This is a genomic window from Breoghania sp. JC706 (assembly GCF_037026715.1).
In the GTDB taxonomy this organism is placed as follows: Bacteria; Pseudomonadota; Alphaproteobacteria; order Rhizobiales; family Stappiaceae; genus Breoghania.
Genome location: NZ_JBANCG010000004.1, coordinates 245,819 through 271,523 on the forward strand (window position 1 = coordinate 245,819; position 25,705 = coordinate 271,523).

General features: G+C 67.5%; 23 protein-coding genes. 6 read left to right on the forward strand and 17 right to left on the reverse strand.

Going from position 1 to position 25,705, the window contains the following annotated elements:
• The first annotated feature begins 5 nt into the window (after positions 1–5).
• Genes cbiM through V2L18_RS09655 form a run of 4 tightly spaced genes read left to right on the forward strand, consistent with a single transcriptional unit; the run spans position 6 to position 2,669 of the window.
• Positions 6–620: a cobalt transporter CbiM gene (gene cbiM / locus V2L18_RS09640; RefSeq protein ID WP_336178018.1), complete on the forward strand. Its 615-nt coding sequence runs from the start codon at positions 6–8 to the stop codon at positions 618–620.
• Positions 617–1,225, forward strand: a complete 609-nt coding sequence (locus tag V2L18_RS09645) for a cobalamin biosynthesis protein CbiL (protein WP_336178019.1) — start codon at positions 617–619, stop codon at positions 1,223–1,225. Before cbiM ends, V2L18_RS09645 begins: the two co-directional genes overlap by 4 nt.
• Positions 1,201–1,965: a cobalt ECF transporter T component CbiQ gene (cbiQ, locus tag V2L18_RS09650; protein WP_336178020.1), complete on the forward strand. Its 765-nt coding sequence runs from the start codon at positions 1,201–1,203 to the stop codon at positions 1,963–1,965. The genes V2L18_RS09645 and cbiQ overlap by 25 nt, the downstream gene beginning before the upstream one ends.
• Entirely contained in the window at positions 1,962–2,669 is a 708-nt protein-coding gene (locus V2L18_RS09655) for an ABC transporter ATP-binding protein (protein WP_336178021.1), read from the forward strand. The genes cbiQ and V2L18_RS09655 overlap by 4 nt, the downstream gene beginning before the upstream one ends.
• Before the next feature lie 34 nt (positions 2,670–2,703).
• On the opposite strand, the gene V2L18_RS09660 is transcribed toward V2L18_RS09655, so the two are convergent.
• From V2L18_RS09660 to dctP, 5 genes are all read right to left on the reverse strand, one after another.
• On the reverse strand, positions 2,704–3,606 hold the full coding sequence (locus V2L18_RS09660; RefSeq protein WP_336178022.1) for a hydroxymethylglutaryl-CoA lyase: 903 nt from the start codon (positions 3,604–3,606) through the stop codon (positions 2,704–2,706).
• Entirely contained in the window at positions 3,603–4,880 is a 1,278-nt protein-coding gene (locus V2L18_RS09665) for a hydroxymethylglutaryl-CoA reductase, degradative (RefSeq protein ID WP_336178023.1), read from the reverse strand. The genes V2L18_RS09660 and V2L18_RS09665 overlap by 4 nt, the downstream gene beginning before the upstream one ends.
• Before the next feature lie 24 nt (positions 4,881–4,904).
• On the reverse strand, positions 4,905–6,218 hold the full coding sequence (locus V2L18_RS09670; protein WP_336178024.1) for a TRAP transporter large permease subunit: 1,314 nt from the start codon (positions 6,216–6,218) through the stop codon (positions 4,905–4,907).
• Positions 6,218–6,718, reverse strand: a complete 501-nt coding sequence (locus tag V2L18_RS09675; protein ID WP_336178025.1) for a TRAP transporter small permease subunit — start codon at positions 6,716–6,718, stop codon at positions 6,218–6,220. The genes V2L18_RS09670 and V2L18_RS09675 overlap by 1 nt, the downstream gene beginning before the upstream one ends.
• 100 nt (positions 6,719–6,818) lie before the next feature.
• Positions 6,819–7,871 carry a TRAP transporter substrate-binding protein DctP gene (gene dctP / locus V2L18_RS09680; protein ID WP_336178026.1) on the reverse strand — a complete coding sequence of 351 codons (1,053 nt, stop codon included), beginning with the start codon at positions 7,869–7,871 and terminating at the stop codon, positions 6,819–6,821.
• Between the two features lie 123 nt (positions 7,872–7,994).
• Here dctP and V2L18_RS09685 point away from each other — a divergent pair, with 123 nt between their 5' ends.
• Complete coding sequence (locus V2L18_RS09685; protein ID WP_336178027.1) at positions 7,995–9,476, forward strand: PLP-dependent aminotransferase family protein; 1,482 nt, start codon at positions 7,995–7,997, stop codon at positions 9,474–9,476.
• Between the two features lie 47 nt (positions 9,477–9,523).
• Complete coding sequence (locus tag V2L18_RS09690; RefSeq protein ID WP_336178028.1) at positions 9,524–9,919, forward strand: cupin domain-containing protein; 396 nt, start codon at positions 9,524–9,526, stop codon at positions 9,917–9,919.
• A 13-nt stretch (positions 9,920–9,932) separates the two neighbouring features.
• Here the strand turns inward: V2L18_RS09690 and hypA are convergent, their stop codons facing one another.
• From hypA to V2L18_RS09750, 12 genes are all read right to left on the reverse strand, one after another.
• Complete coding sequence (gene hypA / locus V2L18_RS09695) at positions 9,933–10,301, reverse strand: hydrogenase maturation nickel metallochaperone HypA (RefSeq protein ID WP_336178029.1); 369 nt, start codon at positions 10,299–10,301, stop codon at positions 9,933–9,935.
• Between the two features lie 42 nt (positions 10,302–10,343).
• Positions 10,344–11,144 carry a hydrogenase nickel incorporation protein HypB gene (gene hypB / locus V2L18_RS09700; protein WP_336178030.1) on the reverse strand — a complete coding sequence of 267 codons (801 nt, stop codon included), beginning with the start codon at positions 11,142–11,144 and terminating at the stop codon, positions 10,344–10,346.
• Between the two features lie 59 nt (positions 11,145–11,203).
• Entirely contained in the window at positions 11,204–12,919 is a 1,716-nt protein-coding gene (locus tag V2L18_RS09705; protein ID WP_336178031.1) for a GAF domain-containing protein, read from the reverse strand.
• Between the two features lie 88 nt (positions 12,920–13,007).
• Entirely contained in the window at positions 13,008–15,008 is a 2,001-nt protein-coding gene (locus V2L18_RS09710) for a DVU_1553 family AMP-dependent CoA ligase (RefSeq protein ID WP_336178032.1), read from the reverse strand.
• Positions 15,005–16,636: a radical SAM (seleno)protein TrsS gene (gene trsS, locus V2L18_RS09715; RefSeq protein ID WP_336178033.1), complete on the reverse strand. Its 1,632-nt coding sequence runs from the start codon at positions 16,634–16,636 to the stop codon at positions 15,005–15,007. The genes V2L18_RS09710 and trsS overlap by 4 nt, the downstream gene beginning before the upstream one ends.
• Positions 16,633–17,805: a DVU_1551 family NTP transferase gene (locus tag V2L18_RS09720; protein WP_336178034.1), complete on the reverse strand. Its 1,173-nt coding sequence runs from the start codon at positions 17,803–17,805 to the stop codon at positions 16,633–16,635. The genes trsS and V2L18_RS09720 overlap by 4 nt, the downstream gene beginning before the upstream one ends.
• Positions 17,802–18,272 carry a DVU_1555 family C-GCAxxG-C-C protein gene (locus V2L18_RS09725; RefSeq protein ID WP_336178035.1) on the reverse strand — a complete coding sequence of 157 codons (471 nt, stop codon included), beginning with the start codon at positions 18,270–18,272 and terminating at the stop codon, positions 17,802–17,804. Before V2L18_RS09725 ends, V2L18_RS09720 begins: the two co-directional genes overlap by 4 nt.
• A gap of 12 nt (positions 18,273–18,284) precedes the next feature.
• Positions 18,285–19,049 (reverse strand): DVU_1556 family methyltransferase, encoded by a 765-nt coding sequence (trsM, locus tag V2L18_RS09730; RefSeq protein WP_336178036.1) that lies wholly within the window; start codon positions 19,047–19,049, stop codon positions 18,285–18,287.
• Positions 19,049–19,273 carry a DVU_1557 family redox protein gene (locus V2L18_RS09735; protein WP_336178037.1) on the reverse strand — a complete coding sequence of 75 codons (225 nt, stop codon included), beginning with the start codon at positions 19,271–19,273 and terminating at the stop codon, positions 19,049–19,051. The genes trsM and V2L18_RS09735 overlap by 1 nt, the downstream gene beginning before the upstream one ends.
• The gene (locus V2L18_RS09740; RefSeq protein ID WP_336178038.1) at positions 19,270–21,609 is read right to left on the reverse strand and encodes a pyridine nucleotide-disulfide oxidoreductase/dicluster-binding protein; all 2,340 of its coding nucleotides are present in this window, start codon (positions 21,607–21,609) and stop codon (positions 19,270–19,272) included. Before V2L18_RS09740 ends, V2L18_RS09735 begins: the two co-directional genes overlap by 4 nt.
• Before the next feature lie 166 nt (positions 21,610–21,775).
• Positions 21,776–24,532, reverse strand: a complete 2,757-nt coding sequence (locus V2L18_RS09745; RefSeq protein ID WP_336178039.1) for a molybdopterin-dependent aldehyde oxidoreductase — start codon at positions 24,530–24,532, stop codon at positions 21,776–21,778.
• 214 nt (positions 24,533–24,746) lie between these two features.
• On the reverse strand, positions 24,747–25,634 hold the full coding sequence (locus V2L18_RS09750) for an XdhC/CoxI family protein (protein ID WP_336178040.1): 888 nt from the start codon (positions 25,632–25,634) through the stop codon (positions 24,747–24,749).
• Positions 25,635–25,705: the final 71 nt, after the last annotated feature.

The following is a 25,705-nucleotide window of genomic DNA, read 5'->3' on the forward strand; positions in this document are numbered from 1 at the left end:
AGGTCATGGCTCACATTCCCGACGGCATATTGTCGGCCCCCGTCCTCATCGGCGGCGCCATCATCGCGGCGGGCGGCGTGGGCCTTGGCCTGAAACGCCTCGACGACCGCGCGATCCCGCGCGCCGGCATCCTCGCCGCCGCCTTCTTCGCCGGCTCGCTGATCGCCGTTCCCGTCGGCCCCTCCAGCGTGCACCTGCTGCTGTCGGGGCTGATGGGCATCCTGCTCGGCTTCGGCACCTTTCCCGCCATGGCCGTGGCGCTGCTCCTGCAAGCGCTGCTGTTCGGCTTCGGCGGGCTGACGACGCTCGGCGTCAACATCGTCAACATCGCGCTGCCCGGCGTCGTGCTCGGCCTGCTGTTCGGCCCGACCATCCGCTCCCCCCCCTCCGCCTCCCTGCGCACCGGTCTTGCGGCCGCCGTCGGCGCCTTGTCGGTGCTGGGCACCGGCGGGCTCGTCGCCCTGTCGCTGGCGCTGTCCTCGCCGGACTATGCGCCGGTCGCCAGCGTACTGCTCGCCACCTATATCCCGCTGGCGATCGGCGAGGCCTTCATCACCTCCGTGGTGGTCGCCTTCCTCGCCCGCGTCTCGCCCGATGCGCTAAGGCCAGTCCTTTCATGATCCGCGCCCTCATCCTCGCGCTCGCGCTCGCCACAGGCCTTGCCGGGCCCGCCTTCGCCCACAAGCTGAAGGTGTTTGCGGCGGTGGAAGGCGACGCGGTCGCCGGCTACGCCTTCTTCATCGGCGGCGGACGCGCCATGGGGACGTCATGGACGGCGAAGGACGGTGCGGGCAAGGTCATCGCGACCGGCAACACCGACGGCGAGGGCCGCTTCCGGCTGGTGCCGCCGGAGCCCGTGACCTCCGACATCACCGTCACCGTCGATACCCACGAGGGCCACATTGCGTCGGCCACCGTGGCCGCCGACCGGTTCGGTACGGCAGCGCAGGACGCAGAAACGCCCCCCACAACCGCCCCGGCCCGCTCGTCAACATCCCCGGCCGCACCGCAAGCGGCGCCTGCCGCCTCGGCCACCGCAGACGTGGTTGCGGATGCCAAGGTTCAGGCGCTGGTGGAGGCCGCCGTCCAGCGACAGGTGGAACCACTGCTGGAGCGCATCGAGCAGATGGACGACCGCCTGCGCTTTACCGATATCCTGTCGGGCATCTTCCTCATCATCGGGCTTGTCGGGATCGGCCTATGGGCGCGCGCACGTCGGAATTGACCGGATCAGAGACCCGCATTGCGGCGCTGGTCCTCCCGCGGGACCTTCGTCTGAGGCTCGTCGCGGCCTTTCTCGGCGTCGCCGCCCTGTCGCAACTTCACGAGCTGCATGTTGCGGCGACGGCGCTTCTCACCATCGTGCTCGTGACACTTGCCGCGGGCATCGAGCGCCGCCTTCTGCGCCGCCTCGTTCATGTGGAAGGGTTCGTGCTGCTGCTGCTGGCGACCCTGCCCTTCGCCGTCGAGGGTAATCCCCTCTTCACCCTCGGGCCGCTGACGGCGAGTGCGGAAGGGTTCGCGCGCGCCGGCCTCGTCGCCTGCAAGGTCTCCGCCGCCGCCTTCCTTCTGATGCTGTTTCTGGGGACCGTCGACGCCAACCGGCTGGGCAGCGCACTGCAATCGCTCAGAGTGCCCGAAACCATCGTCCGTCTGCTGGTCATGACCGTGCGCTACCTGACGCTGATCCGTCAGGAGGCGCACCGGCTTCGCGAATCCATGCGCGCACGCGCCTTTCGGCCCCGCTCCAACCGTCACACCTGGCGCTCTTACGGCTATCTGATCGGCATGCTGCTGGTCAGGGCGCTGGAGCGCGCCCAGCGGGTGGAGGAGGCGATGCGGTGTCGCGGCTACGCGGGCCGCTTTCCCTATGCCGCGATACCGGCCCCGGGACTGCGCGAGTGGGCCGCTTTCGCCGTGCTCGCTGGTTTCTTCACAGCGGCGCTGCTATGGGATCGTCTATGAACGATCCGATAGTCCTCGACGGCGTGACCGTCGCGCGCGACGGCAAGGCCGTCCTTCACGACGTCTCCATGACGCTTGCCGCCGGCGAGAGACTGGCGATCGTCGGCCCAAACGGCGCCGGCAAGACCACGTTGTTGCGCACGATTATCGGTCTGGAACGCGCCGATGCGGGAACGGTCCGGCTTTTCGGCGAAGGTTGCGAAAGCGAAAAGCAGTTTCGCACCCACCGTCCGCGCATCGGTTTCCTGTTTCAGGACAGCGACGACCAGCTGTTCTGCCCCACGGTGATCGAGGATGTCTCCTTCGGCCCGCTCAATATCGGCCACGAAGCGAAGGACGCCGCCGAGATCGCGCAAGGCGCGCTCGACCGCCTCGGCATCGGCCATCTGGCCGACCGCATCAGCCACAAGCTGTCGGGCGGCGAAAAACGGCTCGTGTGCCTCGCCGGACTGTTTGCGATGAAGCCCGACGTGCTGCTGCTGGACGAGCCCACCAACGGCATCGACGCGGCCAACGGGCAACGCCTGCGCGATGCGCTCAACGGCTATACGGGGGCGATGATGCTCGTTTCGCACGACAGCGCCTTCGTCGCCGAACTGGCGAGCCGGGCGCTGATCCTTGAGGACGGACAGCTGAAGCCCGCCTCCATCCACAGCCACGCCCACACGCACGTTCATCCGCACGTCCACGCGGAAGACGACTAAAGAGCGGCCGCCGAACCTTCGATCCACCCGCAGACTATCGAAGGCCGCCTCCGCGCAGGGCATTGAAGACGCGGCTCACCGGTGCAATGCCCATCGCGTCCCGGCAATAGGCGGCAGCATCCAGCAGGGCGTCGAGGTCGATACCGGTCGCAAAGCCCTCGCCATGCAGCAGATAGACGATGTCCTCGCTGGCGACGTTGCCGGTTGCCCCGGGCGCGAACGGGCAGCCGCCGAGCCCACCGACCGCGGCATCGACCGTGCGCACGCCGAGCCGCACCGCTTCGCGAACGTTGGCGACGCCCATGCCGTAGGTGTCGTGGAAATGGGCGGCAAGCCGGTCCATCGGCACGTGGGCCGCCACCGCCGCGATAACGGCGGCGATCCGGCGCGGCGTGGCGCGGCCCAGCGTCTCGCCGAGCGAAATCTCGCCGCAGCCCATCTCCGTCAGCGCCCGCGCCACCGGCACGACAGCCTGTGGTGCGACCTCGCCGGAATAGGGGCAGTCGGTGATGGTGGAGATATAGCCGCGCACATTGATGCCCGCCGCACGCGCCGTCTCTACCAGCGGCGCGAAGCGGTCGAGCGAGGCGGCAACGGTGCAGCCGATGTTCTTTTGCGCGAACGCATCGCTCGCCGCGGTAAAGACGGCGATGGCGCGTGCGCCTTGCGCGATCGCCTGTTCAAGCCCGCGCGCATTGGCAACGAGCACCATGTCGCCGGGCTCGGCCCTGGACCCGACCGCGTCCATCACCTCGGCCGTGTCAGCCATGCGCGGCACGTGCTTGGGCGAGACGAAGGAGCCGACCTCCATCCGCGCCACACCCGCCTTGCGCAACCGCTCGATCAGGCCGATGCGGGCCGACGTCGCAATAGGATGCTTCCATGCCTGGAGGCCGTCGCGGGGGCCGACCTCCACGAGGGTGACGGCCTCCTTCATTTTTCGGACCGGATGCGCTTGAGGATCTCCTCCGCCAGATCCTGACGGACCTTGCCGAGCGCCTTCAGCTCGGAAGCCACAAGGTCGATCTCCGCGCCGACCGCGCCCACCATCAGCGCCACGTTCTGCGCGTGCAGCGCCATGTGCCCCTTCTGGATACCGGTCGTCGCCAGCGCCCGCATGGCGCCGAAATTCTGCGCGAGTCCCACCGAAACGATGATGCGGGCAAGCGCGTCCGCCGTCTTCACGCCGAGGATTTCCAGGTTCGCCTGCGCGGTCGGATGGATCTTGGTCGCCCCGCCGATGAGGCCGACGGCCATCGGCATTTCCAGGATGCCGACGAGGTTGCCGTCCGCATCGGCCTCCCAACGCGACATGGAACGATACCAACCGTCACGCGCGGCAAAGGCGTGGGCGCCGGCCTCGATGGCGCGGGTGTCGTTGCCGGTCGCCAGCACGACCGCCGAGACGCCGTTCATGATGCCCTTGTTGTGGGTGGCGGCGCGATAGGGATCGGCATCGGCGAAGTGATACGCCGACAGCATGTCGTCGCGCACCTGCTCGCCGCCGATCTCCTCCACCGGCCACACGGCGCGGGCGCGCACGACGCGGCGGTCGGCGAGGTTCGTCAGGATGCGCAGAAGCGTGCGCGCGCCGGTCCACTCGGTGAGCTTCGGCGCCAGCGCCTCGGCCATGGAGTTGACCGCGTTGGCGCCCATGGCGTCGCGGGTGTCGACGATGATGTGGACGATGGTCATCGGTCTTTCGTCGGTGTCGATGACGCGCACGTCGATGTCACGGAAGCCGCCGCCGAACTTCAGCAAGAGCGGATCGGTCTCGTCGCAGATGGTGCGGATCTCGTCGATGCGCTCATAGACCTTGAGCCGGACGTTTGCCGGATCGGGTGCGCCGAGCAACTGGATCTGCGCGGCCATGACCGGGCCGGAGGTGGAGGTGACAAAGCCCCCTGTCGACCGGCAGCGCTTGGCGGAGTTGCACACGGCGGCGATGACGGAGGATTCCTCCGTTGCCATCGGCACCAGCACCTCGCGCCCGTCTACCACCATGTTGGTGGCGATGCCGACGGGAATGGCCATGGTGGAAATGGCGTTTTCCACCAGACGGTCGGCCAGCTCGATCCGGCCTTCGGCGGCGGCCGTCAGGCTGTCGATGGCGGCGTTGCCGAGTCCGGCCTGCCGGGAAACGGCCTGAAGGCGCTCGGCCGGGGTCATCTTGTGAAGGCCTTCGATACGGGACGATCGCGCGTCGCTCATCGTGTGTTTTCCGCTTTCTTGTCGCTACTTGATCATGGAGTGGGGAAGCCAGAGCACCAGCTCCGGGAAGGCCGCACAGATGAGGATCCCCAGCGCCTGCAGCGCCATGAAAGGGATGATGGCGCGGTAGACGGTACCCATGCCGATGCCGGGGGGCAGGACGCCCTTCATGTAGAAGAGCGTGTAGCCGAAGGGCGGGGAGATGTAGGCCATCTGCGCCGACACCAGGAACAGGATGCCGAACCACAGACGGTCGAAGTGCAGGAAATCGATCACCGGCAGGAACACCGGCACGCAAAGAAGGATGATGCCGATCTCGTCGAGGAACATGCCGAGGAAGAACAGGATCGCCAGCATCACCGCCAGCACGACCCAGCGGTTGGCGTCGAGATGCTCGATGAAACCCAGCAGGAAATCCGCACCGCCTGTGCCGGTGAAGATCGCGACGAAGGCGCGTGCGCCGATGGTGATCCAGAGGATCATCGTCGTCACCTTGACCACGTCGAGTGCCACGCCCTCGATGAGCTTCCACCCCAGATGCCGCTCTATTGCCGCGGAGACGAAGGCGAGCGCCACGCCGACGGCGGCGGCCTCCGTTGGCGTGGCGACGCCGTTGTAGATGGTGCCCAGCACGCCGAGGATGATGAACATCGGCAGGATCAGCGACTTCAGCGCCGCGATGCGCATGGCCCAGGTGACGGTCTCGTCTTCCGGCGGACGCGGAGCCACCGAGGGATTGAGCGCCGCGCGCAGCACGATGTAGCCGATATAGAGCGAGGCGAGCAGCAGCCCCGGAACGACGCCGGCGATGAACATCTGGCCGATGGAGGCCTGCGCGGTTACCGCATAGACGATGGTGATGACGGAGGGTGGGATGAGGATGCCGAGCGTGCCGCCGGCGCAGATGGTGCCGATGGCCAGTTCCGGCTGATAGCCGCGCTTCAGCATCGAGGGCAGCGCCAGCAACCCCATGGCGGCGACCGCCGCGCCGACGATGCCGGTCATGGCGGCGATGATGGTGCAGATGGCGATGGTGCCGACTGCAAGCCCGCCGGGAAGCCGCCGCGACCACAGCTCCATCGCGTTGTAGAGGCTTTCGATCACGCCGGAGCGCTGCAGCACGCTCGCCATCATCACATAGAGCGGGATCGCCAGCAGCGATTCCGAGTGCATCGTGTCGAAGAGGTTGAGCACCGTGACGGTCAGCGCCGCCTCGCCCCACAGCGTGATCGTGAAGAGAAGCGCCAGCGCGCCAAGGGTGAAGGCGAGCGGCACGCCGGTCAGGAGCAGGCCGACAAGGCTCGCGAACATGATGGCGAGAACGAATTCCGATCCCATCACAGCGCCTCCCCTTGCGAGGGCGCGCGCAACGCGGCGACGATCTCCACCAGCGCCTGCGCCAGCAGCATGGCGAAGGCGAAGGGCACGATGAACTTCATCCACCAGATCGGCGGGTTCCAGGCGGAAAAGCTGGTCTCGCCGAGCTCCCAGGCGTTGACCGCCAGCGGCCAGCTCACCTTGGCGAAGACGGCGGCGAAGACGGCGACGACGAGGAAGGAGAAGATCTCCAGCGCCTTTTTCGGCAGGCCGCTCGCTTTCTCGCTGAGGATATCGACGGCGACATGCCCGCGCAGATGCAGGAGATAGGGGCCGGCCAGCATGAAGTGCGGCCCGAATACGAGCGTGCTCGCCTCCATGGCCCAGACCGTCGGCGCGTCGAAGACGTAGCGGGCGACGACCTCGTAGAGCAGCATGGGAACGACGGCGAAGATGATGGCGGCCGCAAAGGCGAAGAGCAGCCGGTTGAGGCCGGTGATGAAGGCGCAGATTGCGTGCATGAAGAGGCCGGAATGCCGCATGTTTCGCGGATGAGACGGAACGCGCGCCCCGTCCGGCGCGTGTCTGCCGGACGGGGTGTCTGCCCTCGGGAGGAGCGCTCTAGAGCAGGCCGAGCGACTGCATGAAGGCGATCTGGCTGTCGACGATCTTCGTCGCCAGCGGATCGTTCTTGGTCGCCTTCTTCCACGACGCGACCGCCTTGGTGCGATGTGCGGCGACGTCGGCCGGATCGAGGCGGATCACCTGAACGCCGGCTTCGGCATACTTGCCCAGCACTTCGGTGTTCTGCACGAGGATGTGCTGGCGCAGCGAACCGGAAATTTCGCGGGCGGCGACCGCCAGCGCGGCCTTGTAGGCCTCCGGCAACGCGTCGTAGGCGGCCTTGTTGGCGACGTAGCTCGTCGCCGTCGTCGGCTGGTGGACGCCCGGCAGGATGATGAACTTCGCCACTTCCGCGAGCCCCGCCTCGTAATTGGCGGTGAGATCACCACGATCGGCGAAGTCGATCAGGCCCTTCTCCAGCCCCGAATAGACTTCGGCCGTCGCCATCGGCGTCACCGCGACGCCGAGATCGCCCATCACGGCGGAGGCGAGGCCGACGAAGCGGCCCTTCTTGCCGGCCATGTCGGCGATGCTCTCGATCTTCACCGTCGAGTGCATCGGCTCCTCGCCGTAGACGGTCGGCGCGATGTAGAAGAGGCCCGCCTTGGCGTAGGCCTCGCGGGCCATGTCGAGGCCGCCCAGTTCGTAGAACCAGGCCTCGTACTGGTCCGGCTCCGGGAAGCCGAAGGGGATGGTCGACGTGAAGGCGAAGGCCGGGATCTTGCCGGCCTCGTAGCCGTCGAAGGTCTTCATCATCTGGAAGGCGCCGGAACGCACGGCGTCGAAGGCCTGGTTTGCCGGAACGATCTGGCCGGCGGAAAAGAGACTGATGTCGAAATTGCCTTCGGTAAGCTCGGCGACGCGGGCGACGAACTTCTTTTCGTAGTCGTAAGGGGTGGTGCCACCGTCCCACAGCGCCTGCATGCGCCACTGGACCTTCTCCGCGGCCTTCGCCACACCCGGCATCGCAAGCGCCGCAGCACCCCCCGCTGCCGCCACTCCACCCAGCGTTGACGCGGTCAGAAACCGGCGCCTGTTCACGTCCGTCATGTTCGTCCTCCCAAACGGCTCAACATGCACAGTGTGTTTGTCGTTGCGGGCAAAGTGTCATAAAATAAACTGGGACAATCAAGGGACAGTTACGGTCGATTTCGGCAGGACTGTCCCAATAAATTGGGTGGGACAGTCATAACAGAACAGACCTGGAACCGCAGCCTCAACGTCAATCTCGATGCGGCGCAAGTCAAACGCGCAGAGAACGACACAGGCCGGGTCACGCGCGCGGGACGGATCGTCGAGCATGTCGCCGGACTTCTGTTTGCCGGCGCCTACAAGCCGGGTGAGCGGCTGCCCTCGGTGCGCCAGGCCGCGCGCGAGCAGGGCGTCTCCAAGAACACCATGGCGGAGGCCTATGACCGGCTGGTCGCGCAAGGGCTTCTGGAGGCGCGGCCGGGGTCCGGCTACTACGTTGCCCAGTTCCAGCTGAGGCGCCCGACGCAGCCCGCTCCCCACGTCGTCTCCGCCATCGACGTGGTCTCGCTTCTGCGCGAGCAGCTCGACCGGCATTACGAGGTGCGCCCCGGCGACGGCCGTCCGCCCTCCTCCTGGACGGAAGGATCGGAACTCAGGCGCTATTTCTCAAGCTTCAAGACCGGCGATATCGCGGACGTGGAGTTCGGCTACGGCAGCGGCTGGGGCTACGGCCCGCTGCGCGACCGGGTGCGGATGACGCTGCTGGAACGCTCCATCGCGGTGGAGCCGGACGGGCTGCTGCTCACCAGCGGCGCCAACCACGGGCTGGACCTGATCATCCGCCACCTGATCGAGCCGGGCGACACCGTATTTGTAGACGATCCGGGCTACTATCCGCTGTTTGCCAAGCTGACGCTCGCCAAGGCACGGATGATCGGCATCCGCCGCGGACCGGACGGCCCGGATCTGGAGGATCTTTCCGCCAAGCTGGCGCTGCACCGACCGAAGATCTTCTTCACCCAGTCGCTCGCCCACAACCCGACCGGCAGCACGCTCTCGCCCGCCGTCGCCTTCGGGCTGATGCGGCTCGCCGAGCATCGAGGCTTCCTGATCGTGGAGAACGACGCGCTCGCCGACATCGTGCCGCCGACGCTGCCGCGCCTTGCCGCCCTCGACCAGCTCAACCGCGTGCTCTATGTCGGTACCTTCTCCAAGACGTTGTCGGCGAGCCTGCGCTGCGGCTACATCGCCGGACAGCCGTCTATCGTCTCCTCGCTGTCGAACCTGAAAATGCTGACGATGGTGGCGAGTTCAGACTACGTCGAGCGCTTCGTCTTCAATCTCATTCAGGGCGGCCAGTACCTGCGCCACCTGCGCCGGCTGAAAGCCCGGGTGGAGGAGGCGCACAAGGCCTCCAAGGCCGAAATGGAGGCCGCCGGCCTCACGGTGCGCCCGACGGTGACGCCAGGGTTCTATTTGTGGGCCGAATTTCCCGATCACGACGATGAACTCGGCATCTGTCGGGAGGCGGCGGAACAGGGCATATTCCTGGCACCGGGCCAGGTCTTCACGCCCGACCGCAAGGCGCGCGGTCCGGCGGCCATCCGGGTCAACGTGGCCTACGGCACCCACCCGCGCTTCATCGATTTCCTGCGCCGGAAAACCGGCGAACCGCCCCGCTGACACACATACCGCATTTTCTCGAAAGGCAAGCTGAAAGGCAAAGACCCATGAAGATCATCCGTTCCGGCACCACGCCATCCTCCAAGGGTCCCGAAGACTGGTTCACCGGTACGGTGCGCATCGATCCGCTGTTTTCCGCAGAAGCGCCCGGCCGCACCCAGGGCGTTCACGTCACTTTCGAGCCCGGCGCGCGCACCGCATGGCACACGCATCCGGCCGGCCAGACGCTGATCGTCACCTTCGGGCGCGGCCGCGTGCAGCGCGCGGGCGGTCCTGTGGAGGAGATCTCGCAGGGCGACGTGGTCTGGTTTCCGGCCGGCGAGAAGCACTGGCACGGGGCAGCAGCCGACACCGCGATGAGCCACATCGCCATTCAGGAAAGCATAGACGGCTCAGCCGTGACCTGGATGGAAAAGGTCTCCGATGAGGATTACGCGGGCTGAGGCCGGTTCCAGCTCACTGCCCTGCCGCCGCAGCCGGTTCGCGCGTGCCGTCGAAGCTCGCCAGATGGAGCTCACGGCCGCGCGTGATGTCGATCTGCCCGCCGCCGCAGTGCGGACAGCGCAGGGTGTAGTCGGGGATATCGAACTCCTCACCGCAATCCCGGCAGCAACCGGCGGGCGCGACGGCCTCGATGTCGAGCTCCGCGCCCTCTGCCACGGTGTCCTCGGCCAGGATCTCGAAGCATCCGCGAAGCTGGCGCAGATCGAGCCCGCGCAGCCGCCCGACCACCATGCGCACGCGGGTGACGCGCGCGATGCCGCCCGCCTTCGCGTGCTCCAAGATGAGCCGCATCAGGCTGTCCATGACCGAGAATTCATGCATGGCAGCGGCCGCAGACGGCGGAACCACGCCACGGATAGGAGGTCATGCCGCCGATCCCCGTTCGTGGTCATGGTGCCCGTGCTCGTGGTCACCATGCGCGTGATGGGCATGCGTGTGGGCCTTGCCGTCCTTGGGATGGTGCTTGCGGTGGTCCGCCACCTGCGCCTTCAGCCAGCCGGTCCAGGCGTCCATGCCGTCGCCAGTCTTGCGCGAGACGCGCATCGGAGCGCCGTCGCCGCGCACCTTGGCGAGCGAGGCCTCGGCGCGCGCCGGGTCGAATTCCTCCAGATAGGGCAGAAGGTCGGTCTTGGTGATCATGACGAGATCGGCGACACGGAAGATGACGGGGTATTTCTCCGGCTTGTCGTCGCCCTCGGTGACCGACAGCAGCACGACGTTGGCGTGGGTCCCGACGTCGAAATCGGCGGGGCAGACGAGATTGCCGACGTTTTCCACGAAGACCAGATCGAGGTCTTCCAGCGGCAACGCCTCCAGTGCGTCGTGGACCATGCGCGCATCGAGATGGCAGGCGACGCCGGTGGTGATCTGCGCAGCCGGAACGCCGTGACGGCGGATGCGGTCGGCGTCGTTTTCCGTCTCCAGATCACCCTCCACGACACCGATGCGGATATCGCCGGCAAGCGCCTCGATGGTCGCCTCCAAAAGGCTGGTCTTGCCCGCGCCCGGCGAGGACATGAGATTGATCGCGAAGACGCCGTGATCGTCGAAATGGTGCCGGACATGGCCCGCCAGCCGGTCATTTTCGGCCAGCAGGTTCTCAAGCACCTTGATGGTTTCCACCTCCGGCTTCGATCCGGCACCGCATCCGCAGCTCTGGCACATGGTCTTTTCCTTTCCCGGCAAAGGCCGGTCTTCGCGCGATGACGGGCGTTTGCCCGCCATTACCGCAAGTCCTCCAGATCCGACTTCAGGCGTTTCAGATCGGGTATCAGGATGGCGCCGCCGCCCAGCCGCTCCAGCGCGCCGTCGCGCACCAGCCCTGCCATCGCGGTGGAGACCGTCTGTCGCGAGGCGCCCACCCGCATGGCCAGCGTCTCGCCGCTTGAACGCATGTCGATCACCACGCCGCGCGGCGTCTTGCGTCCGCTTTTTTCCGCAAGATCGACGACCATGCGCACGAGGCGGTACTTCACGCTGTGGAAGGCCACGTCCTCGATGATGTCGATCGAGGTCCGCAACAGGCGCTGGATCACCGGCATGACCGAGAAGGCGAAATCGGGATAGGTCCGCACAAGCCGGTCGAAGACCGAATGGCGCAGCAGATAGAAATCCCCCTCCTTCTGGATCTCGACCTGGATATGCTCCTTCAGGGGCATGGCGTCGCCCTCGCTCAAGGTGAAGAGCGTCAGCTCCTTGCCCTCGAAGGAGGTGAAACAGCGTGCCTCGCCGCCCGCAACGATCAGCATCGCGTCGCCGGTCTCGTCCCGTTCCTCCGCACCGTAGATCAACGTGCCGCGCCGGGCCTTGCGGCGTCTCGGTCGCGCAACCGCGGGATCGTCCGGCAGGGTGTCGAGAACCTCGTGCGGGGCGCGCGGCGGGGCGGCGGGATCGGCGGATAGGGCGAGCGACGCCGGATCGCCGTCGGCCGAAGGCTGCCGGACGCGGGGCGCCGATTCCATGCGCGCAAACAGGGTCTGCCCGGCGGTCGTCTGGACGACGCACTCGTCGGAAGATGCCTGCCGGTTCACACTGCCGTACTGGACGCTGAACAGCTCGCCGAAGCGCGCATCGCCCACCGCCGACCACGGCAGGTTCAGGAGGGTCACCGCATTGCGGTTCACCCCGACCAGCCGATCGCCGTCGAAGGCGAGAAGCCCCTCGTGCGGGCTGCCGACGAAATGGGGGTGGGAATGCAGATGCATGCATTCCCACTGCCCGCATTGCAACCGGAAGAGACTTCGTTCGATCTGTTCCACCGCGCGGCGCACGAGCGCGAGGATATGGTCGTGGGGAACCGTCGTCGGCGTGCTGAGATCGAGCACGCCGACAATGACGCCGCGCGGATCGAATATCGGCGCGGCGGAACAGTTCAGCACGCCGTTCGAGGTGACATAGTGCTCCAGCCCCAGGACCGACAGCGGTTGACCTTCCACAAGCGCGGTGCCGATGGCGTTCGTACCCACGGACTGCTCCGCCCAGGAAGCCCCCGATGTGAGGGAAAGCCTGTCGGCGGCACGGGCGAAGGCGTCGTCCCCGACCCGCATCAGGATGCGGCCGGTGGCATCGGTGAGAACGGCGAGGCCGCTGTGATCGCCGAGATCGCGGCGCAAGGCCTCCACTTCCGCGCCGGCCGCGCGCACCAGCGCCTCGTTGCTTTCGATCAGCATGCGCAGATCGTAATGGGACGCCACGTCGACGTCCTTCGGCAGGATCGTGTCCACCCCTTGCGCGACGCATCTGCGCCACGAGTGCAGGATCGGGGTCGGCAAGCCCTCAATGGTGTCGAGCGCTGCTGCGGGGCGTCGCGATGACAGGGTCACGAAAAACGTGCCGTCAGCAAGCCGGTGGCAGGCCCCCACGGGCAACTCGGACGGCGACAGATCAGGCGGCGGCGCTGCCGGCTTGGTCGTGTCCCGTTCGTCTTCGCCGGCCATCATGGGGCGAGCGTCTCCGGTTGCGGCGCGGGTCGTTCCCCCGCGTTCCGCGACACGGCATGACATGCCGGAAGATTTCGGTGACAAAGGTCTAGCATCGCAACGGTTCTCCCATAATCAGTCGAGGCAGATCGGCCAGATCCGCGATGCTCCGCCCGGCCGGAATCGGCTGCGGCGGACAGGATCGCGGTTGGCAAGGCAAGGCCCGTGCCCCGGCGCGCGCGAGCCGGACGAAGGGCATGTCGAGCACCCGCGCCGCCTCGCGATCCTCCGGCCCGTCGCCGACGAAGAGCGCGTCATGCGGCGCGCAGTCGAGCCGACGGCAGGCGACGAGAAGAAGATCGGGCGCGGGCTTACCGGACAGAAGCGGATCGCCGCCGACGACGGCCTGTGCATGCGCACGCAGCCCGAAGCAGTCGAGCAGCATCTGCGCATCGCGCGTGCGCTTGTTGGTGACGACGGCCACCTTGCGGCCCTGCCGCGCGATCGCGCGCATCGTCTCGCCGGCCTCGGGAAGGGGGGCGCTCAGGGCGGCTTCATGGTCTGGGTAAAGAGAGAGGTAGCGCGCGACCATGGCCTCGCGCTCGTCCGGCGAAAGCTCGCGTCCCTGAAGACGGGCCGCGCGCTCGACCAGCGCGCCGGCACCGCCGCCGAGAATGTCCAACACCGCTTCGTCAGACAGCGGAACCAAGCCGAAGGTGGCCAGCGTCTCGTTGAGCGCCGCCACCACGGCCGGCTGCGTGTGAACGAGGGTTCCATCAAGATCGAACAGCACCGCGCGGGGCACCGGCCCGTGGCGCAGACGCGCGATGCCGCGCTTGCCCGTCGTGGGAAGAAGCAGGGCCCCCGGCTCCCGTCTTACATCGAGGCGCAGCCCTCCCGCCGCGACCGCCCCACCTATCGCCGGGCACGCGAGCAGGGCCTGCCGCGCTCCGGCAGAAATGTCCGCGTCTTCCCCGGGTGCAGCGACGACGATGCCGAGCACCGGCGGCGATGTCTCGTCGAGGCGGGCCGCATAGTCCGTAACCGTCGTGCCAGCAAACAACGCATCGTCCATATCGGCGCGCGACAGCCATGCGCCGCCGCCAAGCGGAACGGCCCCACCGACGCGCCGTCCAAGGCCGACGAGACGGCGGAACGGCAGGCCGCACTCGCACGGGGTATCGACGATACGCGCCAGATCGCCGGTGCGGTAGCGGATCAACGGAACGGCCGTGCGGCACAGGGTGGTGAGGACGATCTCGCCTTCCTCGCCCGCCGGCACCGGCGCGCCGGACAAGGGATCGATCGCCTCCAGATAAAGGTCGGTCTCGCGGATATGGGCGCCCGCGTGGTGCGGGCAATCGAGCGCGCCGCCATAGCCGGTTTCCGTCATGCCCCAGTGATCGAACACCTCGCAGCCCCACAGGGCGCCGAGCGCAGAAACAAGTGCCGGCGATGCGGTGTCGGAACTGATCAGCGCCGCCCGGACGGCGGGGATCGCACCGCCGTCGACGTGAGAAAGACGCGCGGCGGCCAGAAACGGCACGGGAGCTCCGAACAGCACGTCGGGCCGTTCGGCGCGGATCCAGGCAAGCAACGCCTCGGCGGAGACGAAGGCATCGGCCGGAGCCGCCAGCGGCAGGGCACCCAGGCGCCGCGTCGCATTTACCAGGTCTTCGCCGATGCTGCCGGGCCGCGCGGCAGGAAAGGCGATGCCGACCCTATCGCCCGGCCGCGTAAATTGCGCCATGCCGTGGCGAAAATAGTCGGTCGTGTCCTCCACATCCTGCGCGGTGAAGGCGATCCGCTTCGCCGGACCCGACGTTCCCGAGGTCTGGAGCGTGACCATCCGGGCGATGGCGCTGCGCGGAGTTGCGATAAACGGCGGATCGTTGCGGGCAAGCTCCTGAGGCCAGGTGAAGGGCAGCCGGGCGACGTCCGCCAGAGTTTCGGGCAGCGCGTCGGGCCACTTGCGCCGCGTGCGGTAGAATGGGCTTTCGCGTCGGGCGTGGGCCACCGTCTCCCGGATCCGGGCAAGCTGATAGGCATCCCGCTTTTCCGCCGTGAGCGGAGCGGGCACCTCCATGCGACGGGCGGCCCAATCCATCATCCCGTGTGCCCCCTATAGAGGCTGTGTCCCTCGCGATCCGTCAGGTTGTGGGCGCAGAAGGGGATCGCCCGCTGGTCTGGCGACATCACGTGGATGTGGCACTGGCGCAGGCGCTCCAGATCCAGTGTCCAGGCATCCTGGAACACCATGGCCGACAGCCCCAGCGAGTGGGCGCGCCGCTGCAGAACCGCGTCGAAGGCGGCGAGACCCGGCGCGTCCCCTTCGGGAGCGGCCGCCATCGTCCACTGGTCGGCCACGTAGCGCCGCGCCCGCGCGACATCCGCGCTGGGCCGCGCATCGGCAGCCGGGGCAGCGGCTTCATCCGATGCCGGATCCCTGGCGGAGCCGCAGCAGCATCCCTGCTCTTCTTCATGGGCGGCAGACCCACCGCAGCAGGTATGCCCGGCCTCCGCCTCGTTCCCGCCGCCGCAACAGCTGTGCGCGTCTTCCTCGCCCTTGGAGCCACCGCAACAGCCGTGGTCTTCTCCCGCATCTTTCGAACCACCGCAGCAGGAATGCTCCTCCTCGACGTGGCCCTCGCCGCAGCAACAGGAGGCTTCCTCCTCCGGCGGGGCGCCGCAACACGAGACGGGCGCGTCCCTGTCCACGCTGAGCCGGCCGTCCTTGCCGACGAGAAACCGTCCGGCGAAGGAACAGAACGGGTTTTCCGCCGAGCCGGGGTGGAAATCGGACAGGCGAATGCCGCCTTGCTCGTGCTCGATCAGCGCCTCCATCACCTCCGGCAGGGTGAAACGGGTTTCGGGGCGCGGCGGGGCCGGCACGCGGCCGAAATAACTGATTGGCTGGAAATGGACCGCGCGGACCGTCGGCATGTGCGCCTTGGCGAACTCCACGATGGCGCCGATCTGGCCGGTGTTGACGCCGGGCACCAGCGTCGGCACCAGCACCACGCCCACCCCGGCCCGGCCACAAGCCTCCACTGCCTGAAGCTTGACCCTGGCGAGCTTTGCGCCGCGCAGCTTCTGGTGAACGTCATCCGTCACCCCGTCGAATTGCAGGAAGACGCAGTCGAGCCCTGCGGCCACCAGCGCTTCCAGATAGTCCGGATGCTTGGCGATGCGCACGCCGTTGGTGTTGACCTGGACGAAGGAGAACCCCTTGCGGCGCGCCAGGGCGACGATCTCGGGCAGATCGTCACGCACCGTCGGCTCGCCGCCGGAAAGCTGGATGTGCACCCGGCCGCCCGCGCGCTCCATCAGCGTGTCGAGCCAGGCTTCTATGGTGTCAAAGGAAATGTCCTCGCCCTTGCGGGTGGCGGAGGCGAAGCAGACCGGGCAGGCAAGATCGCAGCGCGAGGTGACTTCCAGAAGCACGCAGCAGCTTTGCTGCTGGTGATCCGGACACAGGCCGCAGTCGCGCGGGCAACCTTCGTGGACGACGGTCGCGGGCTTCGGCACGCGCGAGCGGTTGCGCGGGCTCGCATCCCAGAGGAAATAGCTCTTCAGGCCGCGCCAGATGGGCGTCGAGGTCGTTCCATGCTGCGGGCAGGTCTTTTCGAGATAAACCGTGTCGCCTTCCGCGTAGCGGATCGCAGGCACGGTCGCGAGGCAATCCGGGCACACGCTCTCGGTGTTGGCAAGCACGAGACGGCTGTCGGAAAAGGTCATGAAGCGATCTCCCGAAGGGCGTGGCTGGAAGCAACAGCTGCGGGTTCCTGATCCGACCGGGCATCGGAAAGAATGCCGCGGCCCCCTGCCGCTTCCATCAGGGCGGCGATGGCGCGGGCGTCGGCAAGGCGACGGCGGGCGCCCGCGCAGGCCTCCTCGTTGCCGGCGAAGCGTTCCAGCGCAGGCGCGAAACGCTGGTCGAGGCTCACCCGACGCTCGCCGGAGACGAGCTTGTCGGCCAGATAGACCACGGCCGTCTCGTCGATCGCCACGGGGCGCGCAGGAAGCGCCATGTGACGGTCGATGATCTCGAAAAGATCGGGAAAGCCGAAGTCCCGCACCATCCGTGCGCCGGCGGCCGCATGATGCGGGCGGCCCTTGGCGATGTCGTGCAGCAAGGCGGCGGCGCGGATGCGGGCCACGTCCAGCGATAGCCCCGCCCGGTTCAACCTTTCGGCCAACGTGACCGCGAGATCTGCGACCGCGCGGCCATGGCGGCGCACGGGAACCGGCGTTTGCGCCGCCTCGAACATGGCGAGGCATTCGGCACCGTTCGGTACGGCCTGGCCGGCCAGCGCCGCGTTCAGCTCGCGATGGTCGCGCGGGGTATCCATGTCGCGCAGGCAGCCTTCGTCGAACACAGCAACCTCCACAGCCTCCCGTTCGTGGCGGGAAAGGATGGCGCAAGCGCCCTCGGACCCATCGGCTGCGAGAAGCTCGGCGAACAGCTCGCACGCGATGAAGGGGGGATGGCCGCGCTCGCCCAGGAAGACGGGGTGGACGAGGAGAGCATCGCCGCGCAGGGCCTCTTCGATGACGCGGATTACGGTCGTGGGCCGGACCAGGGGTATGTCCACCGGCATGAGAAGACACCCGAACGCATTCTCATCCAAAGATGTAATGCCCGCCTTGACACTGCTCAACATGCCGGACCTGTAATCGGGGTTCAGCACCGGCATGGCCCCCATACGCAAGACGTGCGGGACAATCTCCTCAGCGCGATGGCCCACGACAACATGGATACGATCGACACCGGCGTCCCGGGCGGCCTGAATCACCCGGCCGATGACAATCTCCTCGCCCAGCCGCAACAGAGGTTTCAGAGCGCCCATGCGCGAGGAAAGCCCCGCCGCCAGAACGATCGCCGCAATATCCTTGCGTCCGCTCATGCCGGCATCTCCCCATCCGGCGCGGGGCGCGGGGGATTGGCGATATCGACGCCGCGACTTTCGAGGATCTCGCGCAGCTTGGCCCAGCAATCGCCGACGAGGCCGGGGCAGCGCTCGGCCTTCAGAGCGGGATCGAAGCCCATGATCTCGGCGCAGGTGTAACCGCCGTAACGCTCCTTCGCCATGACGACGAACCAGCCGCTGAACTCGTCCAGCATGTCGGCGAAACGCTCGTCTTCCGGCTCATCCGCCCCGCTGCGGCCCGCAAGCAGGCCCAGCACGCAGCAGCCGCCGGAGAGCGCGCCGCAGTCGAGCCCCTGCCCCATGCCCAGCGCGAGCCCGGACATGGCGCGCACGAGGTCGGGATTGCTGCGCCCGCCCGCCTCCAGCGCGAGCGTCATCAGCACGTGGCTGCATTTCATGTCGGCGAGCAGCAGCTCCGCGATGCGGAAGGTGTCCTCGTTCATGGTCTGCTTCTCCTATATTGCCGCAGGCGCCTGCGTTGCCGTTGGCGCCGGGCGGGCCGGCCTGACGGCGATCGCCACGCAGTAGCCCGGCGCGACGGCGCGCATGGCCCGCACCGTGGCGGCATCACCCCACAGCGCTTCCAGCGATCCGTATTGAAAGATGAAGCGCCCGACCCAGTCCCGCAGCCGGTCGGAGCGGTCCTCGAACCGGGTCACGACGAGCCCGGCAGCGGCGACGAGCGATTGCAATTGCGTGGCCGAACGGATGCCTCCCGCCCGGGCGCAGGCGGTCGCATCAGGTGCGGGATTGCGGGCATAGACATCGGCGAGCGCCAGACGCCCGCCCGGGCGCAGCACGCGGGCCCACTCGGCAAGCGTCGCGGCCTGATCGGGCATAACGGAGAGCACGCATTCCGACAGGACGCCGTCGAGCGCGCCGTCGCAGAAGGGCAGCGCGTTGCCGCGGGCCTGCACGAGGACGCCCGGCACCCGGTCGCGGGCAACCCGCAGAGGCCCCGGATCGGCATCGATCCCGAAGGCGGAAATCCCCCGGGCGGCCATGAAGGCGACGCTGCGCCCCTGCCCGCAGCCGATATCGGCCACCCGGTCGCCGGCCGCGAAACCGGCGCCGTTCACAAGCTCCTCGGTGACCGCGCAGCCGCCGGGCCCGAGCGGCTCGCCCTCGCCGTCGCACACCAGCCCGCTGCCGAAAAGGCCGGCACAAGCGGACGGGGATGAGGCAGATACGGACGAGGCGCGCGCGTGGAGGCGGTCCATCACTTGTCCTCCAGCGCCTGCTCGACCTTCAGCATGCGGCCGGCCGCCAGTTCCTCGGAGACATAGACAAAGCCGCAGGACGGACAGACCGGCAGTTCCACGGGGAAGGTCTGGCCCATGTAGCTCGCCAGCACCTTGCCCATGGTGAGCGGCACGTCGCATCTGGCGCAGATCAGATCGTCCGTATCGGGAACCTCATCCTTGGGAGGAACGGGAGCACTCATGACTTCGCCTCCACGTTCATGCGGTGGCCGTAGGCCTTGTGGACGAGCGCGCCGGTTTCGGTGTTCTCGTATTCCACCCAGGTGGTGACGGGGCCGGTGCGCAACGTCGCGATGAAGAGCCCGGTCTTGCGGTCCTTCAGCTTGCGGCCGGTGGTCTCCGCATCGGCGATCACGGCTGTGACCTCGTCCACCAGGATCAGCTTGCGTTCCATGTCGGCGCGCACCTCGTCGGGAATGCGCACGGTCCAGACGAGTTCGGGATCGTTCATGTCTTCTCCCCACAGGTTGCGCAGCAGGCGGATCTTCAGCCGCGCGCGGTTGTCGCGACGCCCGGAAAAGCCGGGATCGGGCCGGGCGGCGGGATCGGAGCCGTCCTCGGGCGGAAAGGCGAGATCGAGAAGGTGCGCCGAGCGCTTGCCGCGCCGGGCGAAGTTGTCGCGGCACATGGCGCAATAGGTCAGGTAATCCTCCGGCCGCTCGGCGGCGCGCGCATCGATCGTGGCGTTCGCCACCTCCGGATTGGCGAAGGAGACGAGACCGCCGAAGCCGCAGCAGGTGGTCAGTTCGGCGGACGAGATCTCGCGCACCGAGGCGCCGAGCCGCGCGGCCAGATCACGCACGGCAACGTGAACCTCGCGCTCGTGCCGACCCGTGCAGGGATCGTGGATGGCGAGCGTCCTGCCTGCGGCCCGCGCATCCGCGTCCTCCGGCCATCCGATTTCGGCCAGAAGCGGCCAGAGCGAGCGGACCGGCGCTTCGCCCAGATGCTTGCGCAGCATGGTCAGGCAGGTGGCGCAGGCGGTGACGATTTCCGGCTCGCCCATCTCCTCCCAGGTCTGGCGCAGGTGATCGACCACCTCGGTGTGAAGCGCGGTACGTCCCGACCAGTGCGCCGGCGCTCCGCAGCAATCGACCATCAGGCCGACGCCGCCCTCCAGCCGGTCGCGCAGGTGCGCATAGACCCGCTCCACATGACCGGGCGCGGAGGCGGTGAGCTGGCAGCCGGGGAAGAAAACGCGGGCACTGCGCGCATGCCCTGGTTCGTGACGCGCGAAAGCGGCACGCGCGGAGCGGCTATCCTCCATGTCGCGCAGGGCGAAGTCGTGATGGGAGGCGGGCATGTGGCCGCTGTCGACCATCTCGCGCCGCGCCTCCAGACAGACATCGCCCATGGCGAGATCGGTCGGGCACACCGTCTCGCACAGGCCGCACAAGGAGCAGCTGTCGATCATCCGGTTGGCCTTGCGGTTGCCCATGATGATGCTGAGGTTGTTGTGAATCTCGCGCACCGCCCGCTTGGGGTAGGTCTTGTAATGGGCGAGGAACACGCAAGCCTTCACGCATTCCTGGCAATGACAGGGGAAACAGCGCGCGGCCTCCGCCTTCGCCTCTTCAAGCGTATAGCCCGCCGCCGCATCGACCGGCTCGACCGGCGAGACGGCTTGCTGCGCGGCGGTGTTGACATAGAGGCACGAGGCCTCCCCGCCGTCATCGTCGCGCTTGGCGGTCAGCGAGGCGCCCTGGAGGAAGCGGTCGATGGAGGCGGCGGCGCGGCGGCCGTCGTGGATGGAGCCAATGGGGGAATAGACTTCTCCGAGTGCGCCGTGGAAGCCGCCGCCGAACACCTTCGGGTGGCTTGTGGCGCGGCTGTTCGGGTCGATGTCGATCCGGCCGTTGTCGGTCAGGCGCACTGTGGGGGCGAAATTGCGGGCGACGCCCGGCCCCAGCGCCAGCAGCACGGCGTCGAAGTCGTCGATGAGCGTGTCGAGCCCCAGCGGTCCGCCGCCGCCGGCGATCCGGCTTCTGACGCGGATCTCCACGCCGAGGGTTTGCAGCGCGCCGAGTTCGGCTGCAATGACCGAGCGCGGCAGGACGGCTTCGTCGTAATCGTGGTGGAGGCGTTCCAGCGGATGGGCATCGGCTTCCAGAACCGTGATCCGGTGTCCCTTCATGGCCAGATCGAAGGCCGCGGTCAGACCGGCAAGCCCCGCGCCGACAATCGCGACGCGCTTCGGCTTCGACAGGCGCTGCGCCGTCCGACGCAAGGTGGCGTAGCTTTCCTCCACCAGCGCGCGTTCCACCGCGGCGATACGGATGGCGCCACCCGCCTCCTGCCGACGGCACGTCGCCTCGCAAGGGTGATCGCAGATATGGCCGACGATGCCGGGAAAGGGAACCATCCGGGCGTAGAGCGCAAAGGCGCCGGAGAAATCGCCCTTCTTCACTTTTTCCAGAATAGCGCGCATGTCCACGTGCAAAGGACAGGTCGCCACGCAGGCGGGCGGCTGCTCCTCGATGCACCTGGCTTCCAGTTTCCTGACGCGATCACTGTCCATGTCCGGCCCCTCGTGGGAGCCTCCGGCGTGGGAGAACCGTTTCGCCGGAGGCCGGTTTCGGGAACGTCGCTCGTTCCGGTTGACGGGACGAACGGTTTCAAGGACCGCCAGCCCCGCCGACCGGAAGACCATGGCGGCAAACGTTTGCCGCCATGGCGCGTGGTGGTCAGTGGACGAGGTCGGAGGCCCGGCCTTCGCGCGCGGCCTTCGCCTCCAGTTCCTGCTTGATCACCTCCGGCAGGGCCGGCACCCGGAAGATCCGCACGCCGCAGGCATTGTAGATGGCGTTGAGGATGGCCGGATGCGGCGCGGTCAGAGGCGCTTCGCCGCAGCCCGCGGACCCAAAGGGACCGAGCGGACGCGGGGTTTCCAGATAGAGGATCTCCATGTCGTCCGGCACGTCCTTAGGATAAGGGATGCCGCAGTCCTTCAGGGTGTTGTGAAGTTCCAGATCCTCGAAATCCTCGGTCAGGGCGAGACCGATGCCCTGGGCCAGACCGCCGTAGATCTGGCCGTCCACCGTCGCCTTGTTGATGATGGTGCCGACATCGACCGACGTGGTGAACTTGACCACCTTGACGTCGCCGGTTTCCATGTCGACTTCCACTTCCGGCATGAAGACTTCGTACATGTAGATCGGGAAGGGATCGCCCTGGCCGGTATCCGGCGTGCAGTCGGTGCAGGCGGCGGCGACCCAGTTGCCGTCGTAGACGAGGGGAACGTTGTCGGCGACCATCTCGTCGTAGGTACGGTAGGTGCCGTCGTCCTTGCGCATGGCGTTCAGCAGCATTTCCGATGCCACGCGCGTGGCGTTGCCGGTGAACACGTTGGAACGGCTGCCGCCGGCCGGACCGGAGTTCGGACCGTTGGTGTCGTTCATGTCGAGCTTGATCTGATCGACGGTGAAGCCGGCCTTGCGCAGCACCTCGTGCGCCATGGTCAGCGTGCCGAGATCGGCGCCTTGGCCGTGGTCTTCCCAGGCGTTGTAGACGATGACGCCGTCGGGGGTCAGCTCCACGCGGGCGTTGGAGCTGTCGGGACCGTCGAGGCCGCAGCCGTAGATGCCGAGCGCAATGCCGACGCCGCGCTTGACCTCATCGGTCGAAAGCTCGGCGCACCGCTTCTTGGCTTCCTCGTATTTCGGACGCAGCATGTCGAAGAGCTGCGGCAGGACCAGCACGTCGGGCTTCTGCCCGGTCGGCGTTGTCGAGGTCTCGTTGTAGAGGTTCTTGTAGCGGAACTCGAAGGGGTCCTCGCCCATCTTCTCCGCCAGGATGTCCATGGCAATTTCGGATGCCAGGAACGATTGCGGCGAACCGTAGCCGCGGAAGGCGGAGCCCCAGGCGTGGTTGGTCGCAACGGTGCGGCCCTGGCCGCGGATGTTCTCCAGATGATAGCCGGCACCGGTGAACTGGGCCTGGCGCAGCGTCACCAGATCGCCGAATTCCGAATAGGGGCCGTGATCGAGCCACCAGTCGGTTTCCATGGCGGTGAGCTTGCCGTCCTTGTCGCAGGCGAGCCGGATGTTGATGTTCGCCGGGCTGCGCTTGCCCGTGTAGGTGATGTTCTGGTGCTGGTCATAGACGAGCGAGACCGGCTTGCCGGTCGCCAGCGCGGCCACGCCCAGCAGGGCTTCCATGGTCGGCGAGAACTTGTAGCCGAAGGTGCCGCCCGTCGGGTTCTGGATCAGCCGCAGCTTGTCCGGCTCCAGGCCGAGGCCCGGGCAGATCATGGCGTGGTGCAGGTGCACGCCGATGCTCTTGGACAGGATCGTCAGCACGCCGTCGTCATCGACGAAGGCCTCGCCGCAATCCGGTTCCAGATGCAGGTGGGGCTGGCGCGAGCAATAGGTCGTGATGTCGACGACCGCAGCGGCCTCGTCCATCAGCGGAGCGGTCTCCGCGCCCTTGACGACGCCCTGCTCGTAATAGGCGTTGGGCACGCCCGGATGGATCTCCATCGCGTCGGGCGCAAGGGCTGCAAAGCCCGACATGTAGGCCGGCAGGATCTCCAGATCGACCTTGACCTTGTCGGCCGCGGCCCGGGCATGTTCCTCGGTATCGGCGGCGACGATGGCGATCGCGTCGCCGTACTGGAAGACCTTGTCCCGGCACAGGATCGGACGGTCCCAGCCGTCGCCCTTGTTGGAGGGGAAGGTGATCAGGCCGGTGATGGCGTTGCGGCCCTTCACATCCTCCCAGGTCAGGATCTTCTCAACGCCCGGCATGGCCTCGGCCTCGGAGGTGTCGATGCCCTTGATCTCCGCATGGGAGACCTTGGCCTGCACCAGCGCCAGGCGCAGCGTGCCTTCCGGCATGCGCAGGGCGATGTCGGCGCCGAAGTCCCAGGTGCCGGTGACCTTGGCCTCTGCGGAGGGACGGATGTAGGAGGTGCCGAGGATGGAGCCGTCTTCCTTGGCCTTCGGCATGATCTCGGCGACGCTCTTCTCGCCGCGCAGGACGGCGGCGGCGTCCATCACCGCATCGACCAGCGGCTTGTAGCCGGTGCAGCGGCACAGGTTGCGGTTGCGGTTGAACCAGGCGCGGACCTGTTCGCGGGTCGGGTTCTGGTTCTTGTCGAGAAGCGCCTTGCCCGACATGATGAAGCCGGAGGTGCAGATGCCGCACTGCGCCGCGCCGTGCGTCATCCAGGCGACCTGCAGGGGATGCAGGTTGCCGGGGGTGCCGACGCCCTCGATGGTGGTGATCTTCGCCGTTGCGGCCAATTCGTCGACCGACTTGAGACAGGCGCGCACGGGCTTGCCGTCGATGATGACGGTGCACGAGCCGCACTGGCCGTTGTCGCAGCACACCTTGCTGCCCGTCAGCCGCAGCTGGTTGCGCAGAACATCGGCAAGGTTGGCGCCCGGTTCGACCAGAACCCAGCGATCAACGCCGTTCACGTTCAGACTGATGCGTTTCATGTTGTTTCTCCCTTAGGGCGGCGCGGAGAATCCCGTGCCGCCGGATCGGTCGCCGGGCGGGTCGCAAGGGGCGGGAATGGCTTTTCCCGCATCCGATCCGCTCGACCCTTCGAGCCCGATGTCCCCGCCTTGAGGGACATTCCCCGTGGAGAGGAGGTGGGGCGGGGGGGCGGGCCAGCCCCCGAAGTCGGGTCCCGGTCGGGGCCCGCTCGTTTCAGGCCGCGCCGAGACCCGAAACCTGCTCGGCCGGCGCGGCATCCCCATCGCCGTCCGCGCCTTTCGCGGTTCGGCGGGGCGTGTCGAGATCGGCCATGAAACGGGAGCTCACGGCCTCGGCACCGCGGATGTGGGCGATCATTTCGGCGACCACCGACACCGCGATCTCCTCGGGCGTGTCGGCACCGATATTCAGGCCCACGGGGGCATGGACGCGGGCGAGCCTTTCCGCCGGCACGTTCTGCGTGCGGATCTTGTTGAATACGGTCTGGACCTTGCGCCTGGAGCCGATCATGCCGATGTAGCCGGCCGGCGTGGTGAGCGCCCAGGACAGCACCTTGGTGTCGTGGGCATGCCCGCGCGTGGCAATGAAGATCAGCGCACGCTCGTCGGGCGCCAGTTTCGCGGTGACCTCTTCCCAGGGGCCCGCATGGACGGCACGGGCTTCGGGAAAGCGCTCGGCATTGGCGAATTCGGGCCGATCGTCGATCACCTCCACCTCGAAGCCGACGCTTTGCGCCAGACGGGCGGTGACCAGACCGACATGACCGCCGCCGAAGAGATAGGCGGAGACGGCCGGGCGGAAGGGTTCGACGAAGACGTCGAGCGCGCCGCCGCACACCATGCCGCTGTCCATCAGCGGGTTGTCGTGCAGGTTGAAGGAGACCATCCGGGGCTTGCCGTCCTTCATGGCCTCGCAGGCCTTGACGATGACCTCGCCTTCCGCCGCTCCGCCGCCGACGGTGCCGACGATGGAGCCGTCCGCACGCACCAGCATCTTGGCGTGATCGGAGGCGGGCACCGATCCCTGGACGTTGACGATCGTGGCCAGCGCGCAAGGGCGTCGCGCGCTGCGTTCGCGAACCAGTTCCTCAAAGACATCCATGGTGTATTCCTCCAGCCATGTCCGCGTCCGGGCGGCGCGGGGCCGGCCCGGAGAGGGGTTTCGGTTGCGGG

Bases quoted from the DNA above. Each gene is read 5' to 3' on its own strand.
- cbiM (WP_336178018.1), top strand. From the start codon at position 6: ATGGCTCACATTCCCGACGGCATATTGTCGGCCCCCGTCCTCATCGGC.
- V2L18_RS09645 (WP_336178019.1), top strand. From the start codon at position 617: ATGATCCGCGCCCTCATCCTCGCGCTCGCGCTCGCCACAGGCCTTGCC.
- cbiQ (WP_336178020.1), top strand. From the start codon at position 1,201: ATGGGCGCGCGCACGTCGGAATTGACCGGATCAGAGACCCGCATTGCG.
- V2L18_RS09655 (WP_336178021.1), top strand. From the start codon at position 1,962: ATGAACGATCCGATAGTCCTCGACGGCGTGACCGTCGCGCGCGACGGC.
- V2L18_RS09660 (WP_336178022.1), bottom strand. From the start codon at position 3,606: ATGAAGGAGGCCGTCACCCTCGTGGAGGTCGGCCCCCGCGACGGCCTC.
- V2L18_RS09665 (WP_336178023.1), bottom strand. From the start codon at position 4,880: ATGAGCGACGCGCGATCGTCCCGTATCGAAGGCCTTCACAAGATGACC.
- V2L18_RS09670 (WP_336178024.1), bottom strand. From the start codon at position 6,218: ATGGGATCGGAATTCGTTCTCGCCATCATGTTCGCGAGCCTTGTCGGC.
- V2L18_RS09675 (WP_336178025.1), bottom strand. From the start codon at position 6,718: ATGCACGCAATCTGCGCCTTCATCACCGGCCTCAACCGGCTGCTCTTC.
- dctP (WP_336178026.1), bottom strand. From the start codon at position 7,871: ATGACGGACGTGAACAGGCGCCGGTTTCTGACCGCGTCAACGCTGGGT.
- V2L18_RS09690 (WP_336178028.1), top strand. From the start codon at position 9,524: ATGAAGATCATCCGTTCCGGCACCACGCCATCCTCCAAGGGTCCCGAA.
- hypA (WP_336178029.1), bottom strand. From the start codon at position 10,301: ATGCATGAATTCTCGGTCATGGACAGCCTGATGCGGCTCATCTTGGAG.
- hypB (WP_336178030.1), bottom strand. From the start codon at position 11,144: ATGTGCCAGAGCTGCGGATGCGGTGCCGGATCGAAGCCGGAGGTGGAA.
- V2L18_RS09705 (WP_336178031.1), bottom strand. From the start codon at position 12,919: ATGATGGCCGGCGAAGACGAACGGGACACGACCAAGCCGGCAGCGCCG.
- V2L18_RS09710 (WP_336178032.1), bottom strand. From the start codon at position 15,008: ATGATGGATTGGGCCGCCCGTCGCATGGAGGTGCCCGCTCCGCTCACG.
- trsS (WP_336178033.1), bottom strand. From the start codon at position 16,636: ATGACCTTTTCCGACAGCCGTCTCGTGCTTGCCAACACCGAGAGCGTG.
- V2L18_RS09720 (WP_336178034.1), bottom strand. From the start codon at position 17,805: ATGAGCGGACGCAAGGATATTGCGGCGATCGTTCTGGCGGCGGGGCTT.
- V2L18_RS09725 (WP_336178035.1), bottom strand. From the start codon at position 18,272: ATGAACGAGGACACCTTCCGCATCGCGGAGCTGCTGCTCGCCGACATG.
- trsM (WP_336178036.1), bottom strand. From the start codon at position 19,049: ATGGACCGCCTCCACGCGCGCGCCTCGTCCGTATCTGCCTCATCCCCG.
- V2L18_RS09735 (WP_336178037.1), bottom strand. From the start codon at position 19,273: ATGAGTGCTCCCGTTCCTCCCAAGGATGAGGTTCCCGATACGGACGAT.
- V2L18_RS09740 (WP_336178038.1), bottom strand. From the start codon at position 21,609: ATGGACAGTGATCGCGTCAGGAAACTGGAAGCCAGGTGCATCGAGGAG.
- V2L18_RS09745 (WP_336178039.1), bottom strand. From the start codon at position 24,532: ATGAAACGCATCAGTCTGAACGTGAACGGCGTTGATCGCTGGGTTCTG.
- V2L18_RS09750 (WP_336178040.1), bottom strand. From the start codon at position 25,634: ATGGATGTCTTTGAGGAACTGGTTCGCGAACGCAGCGCGCGACGCCCT.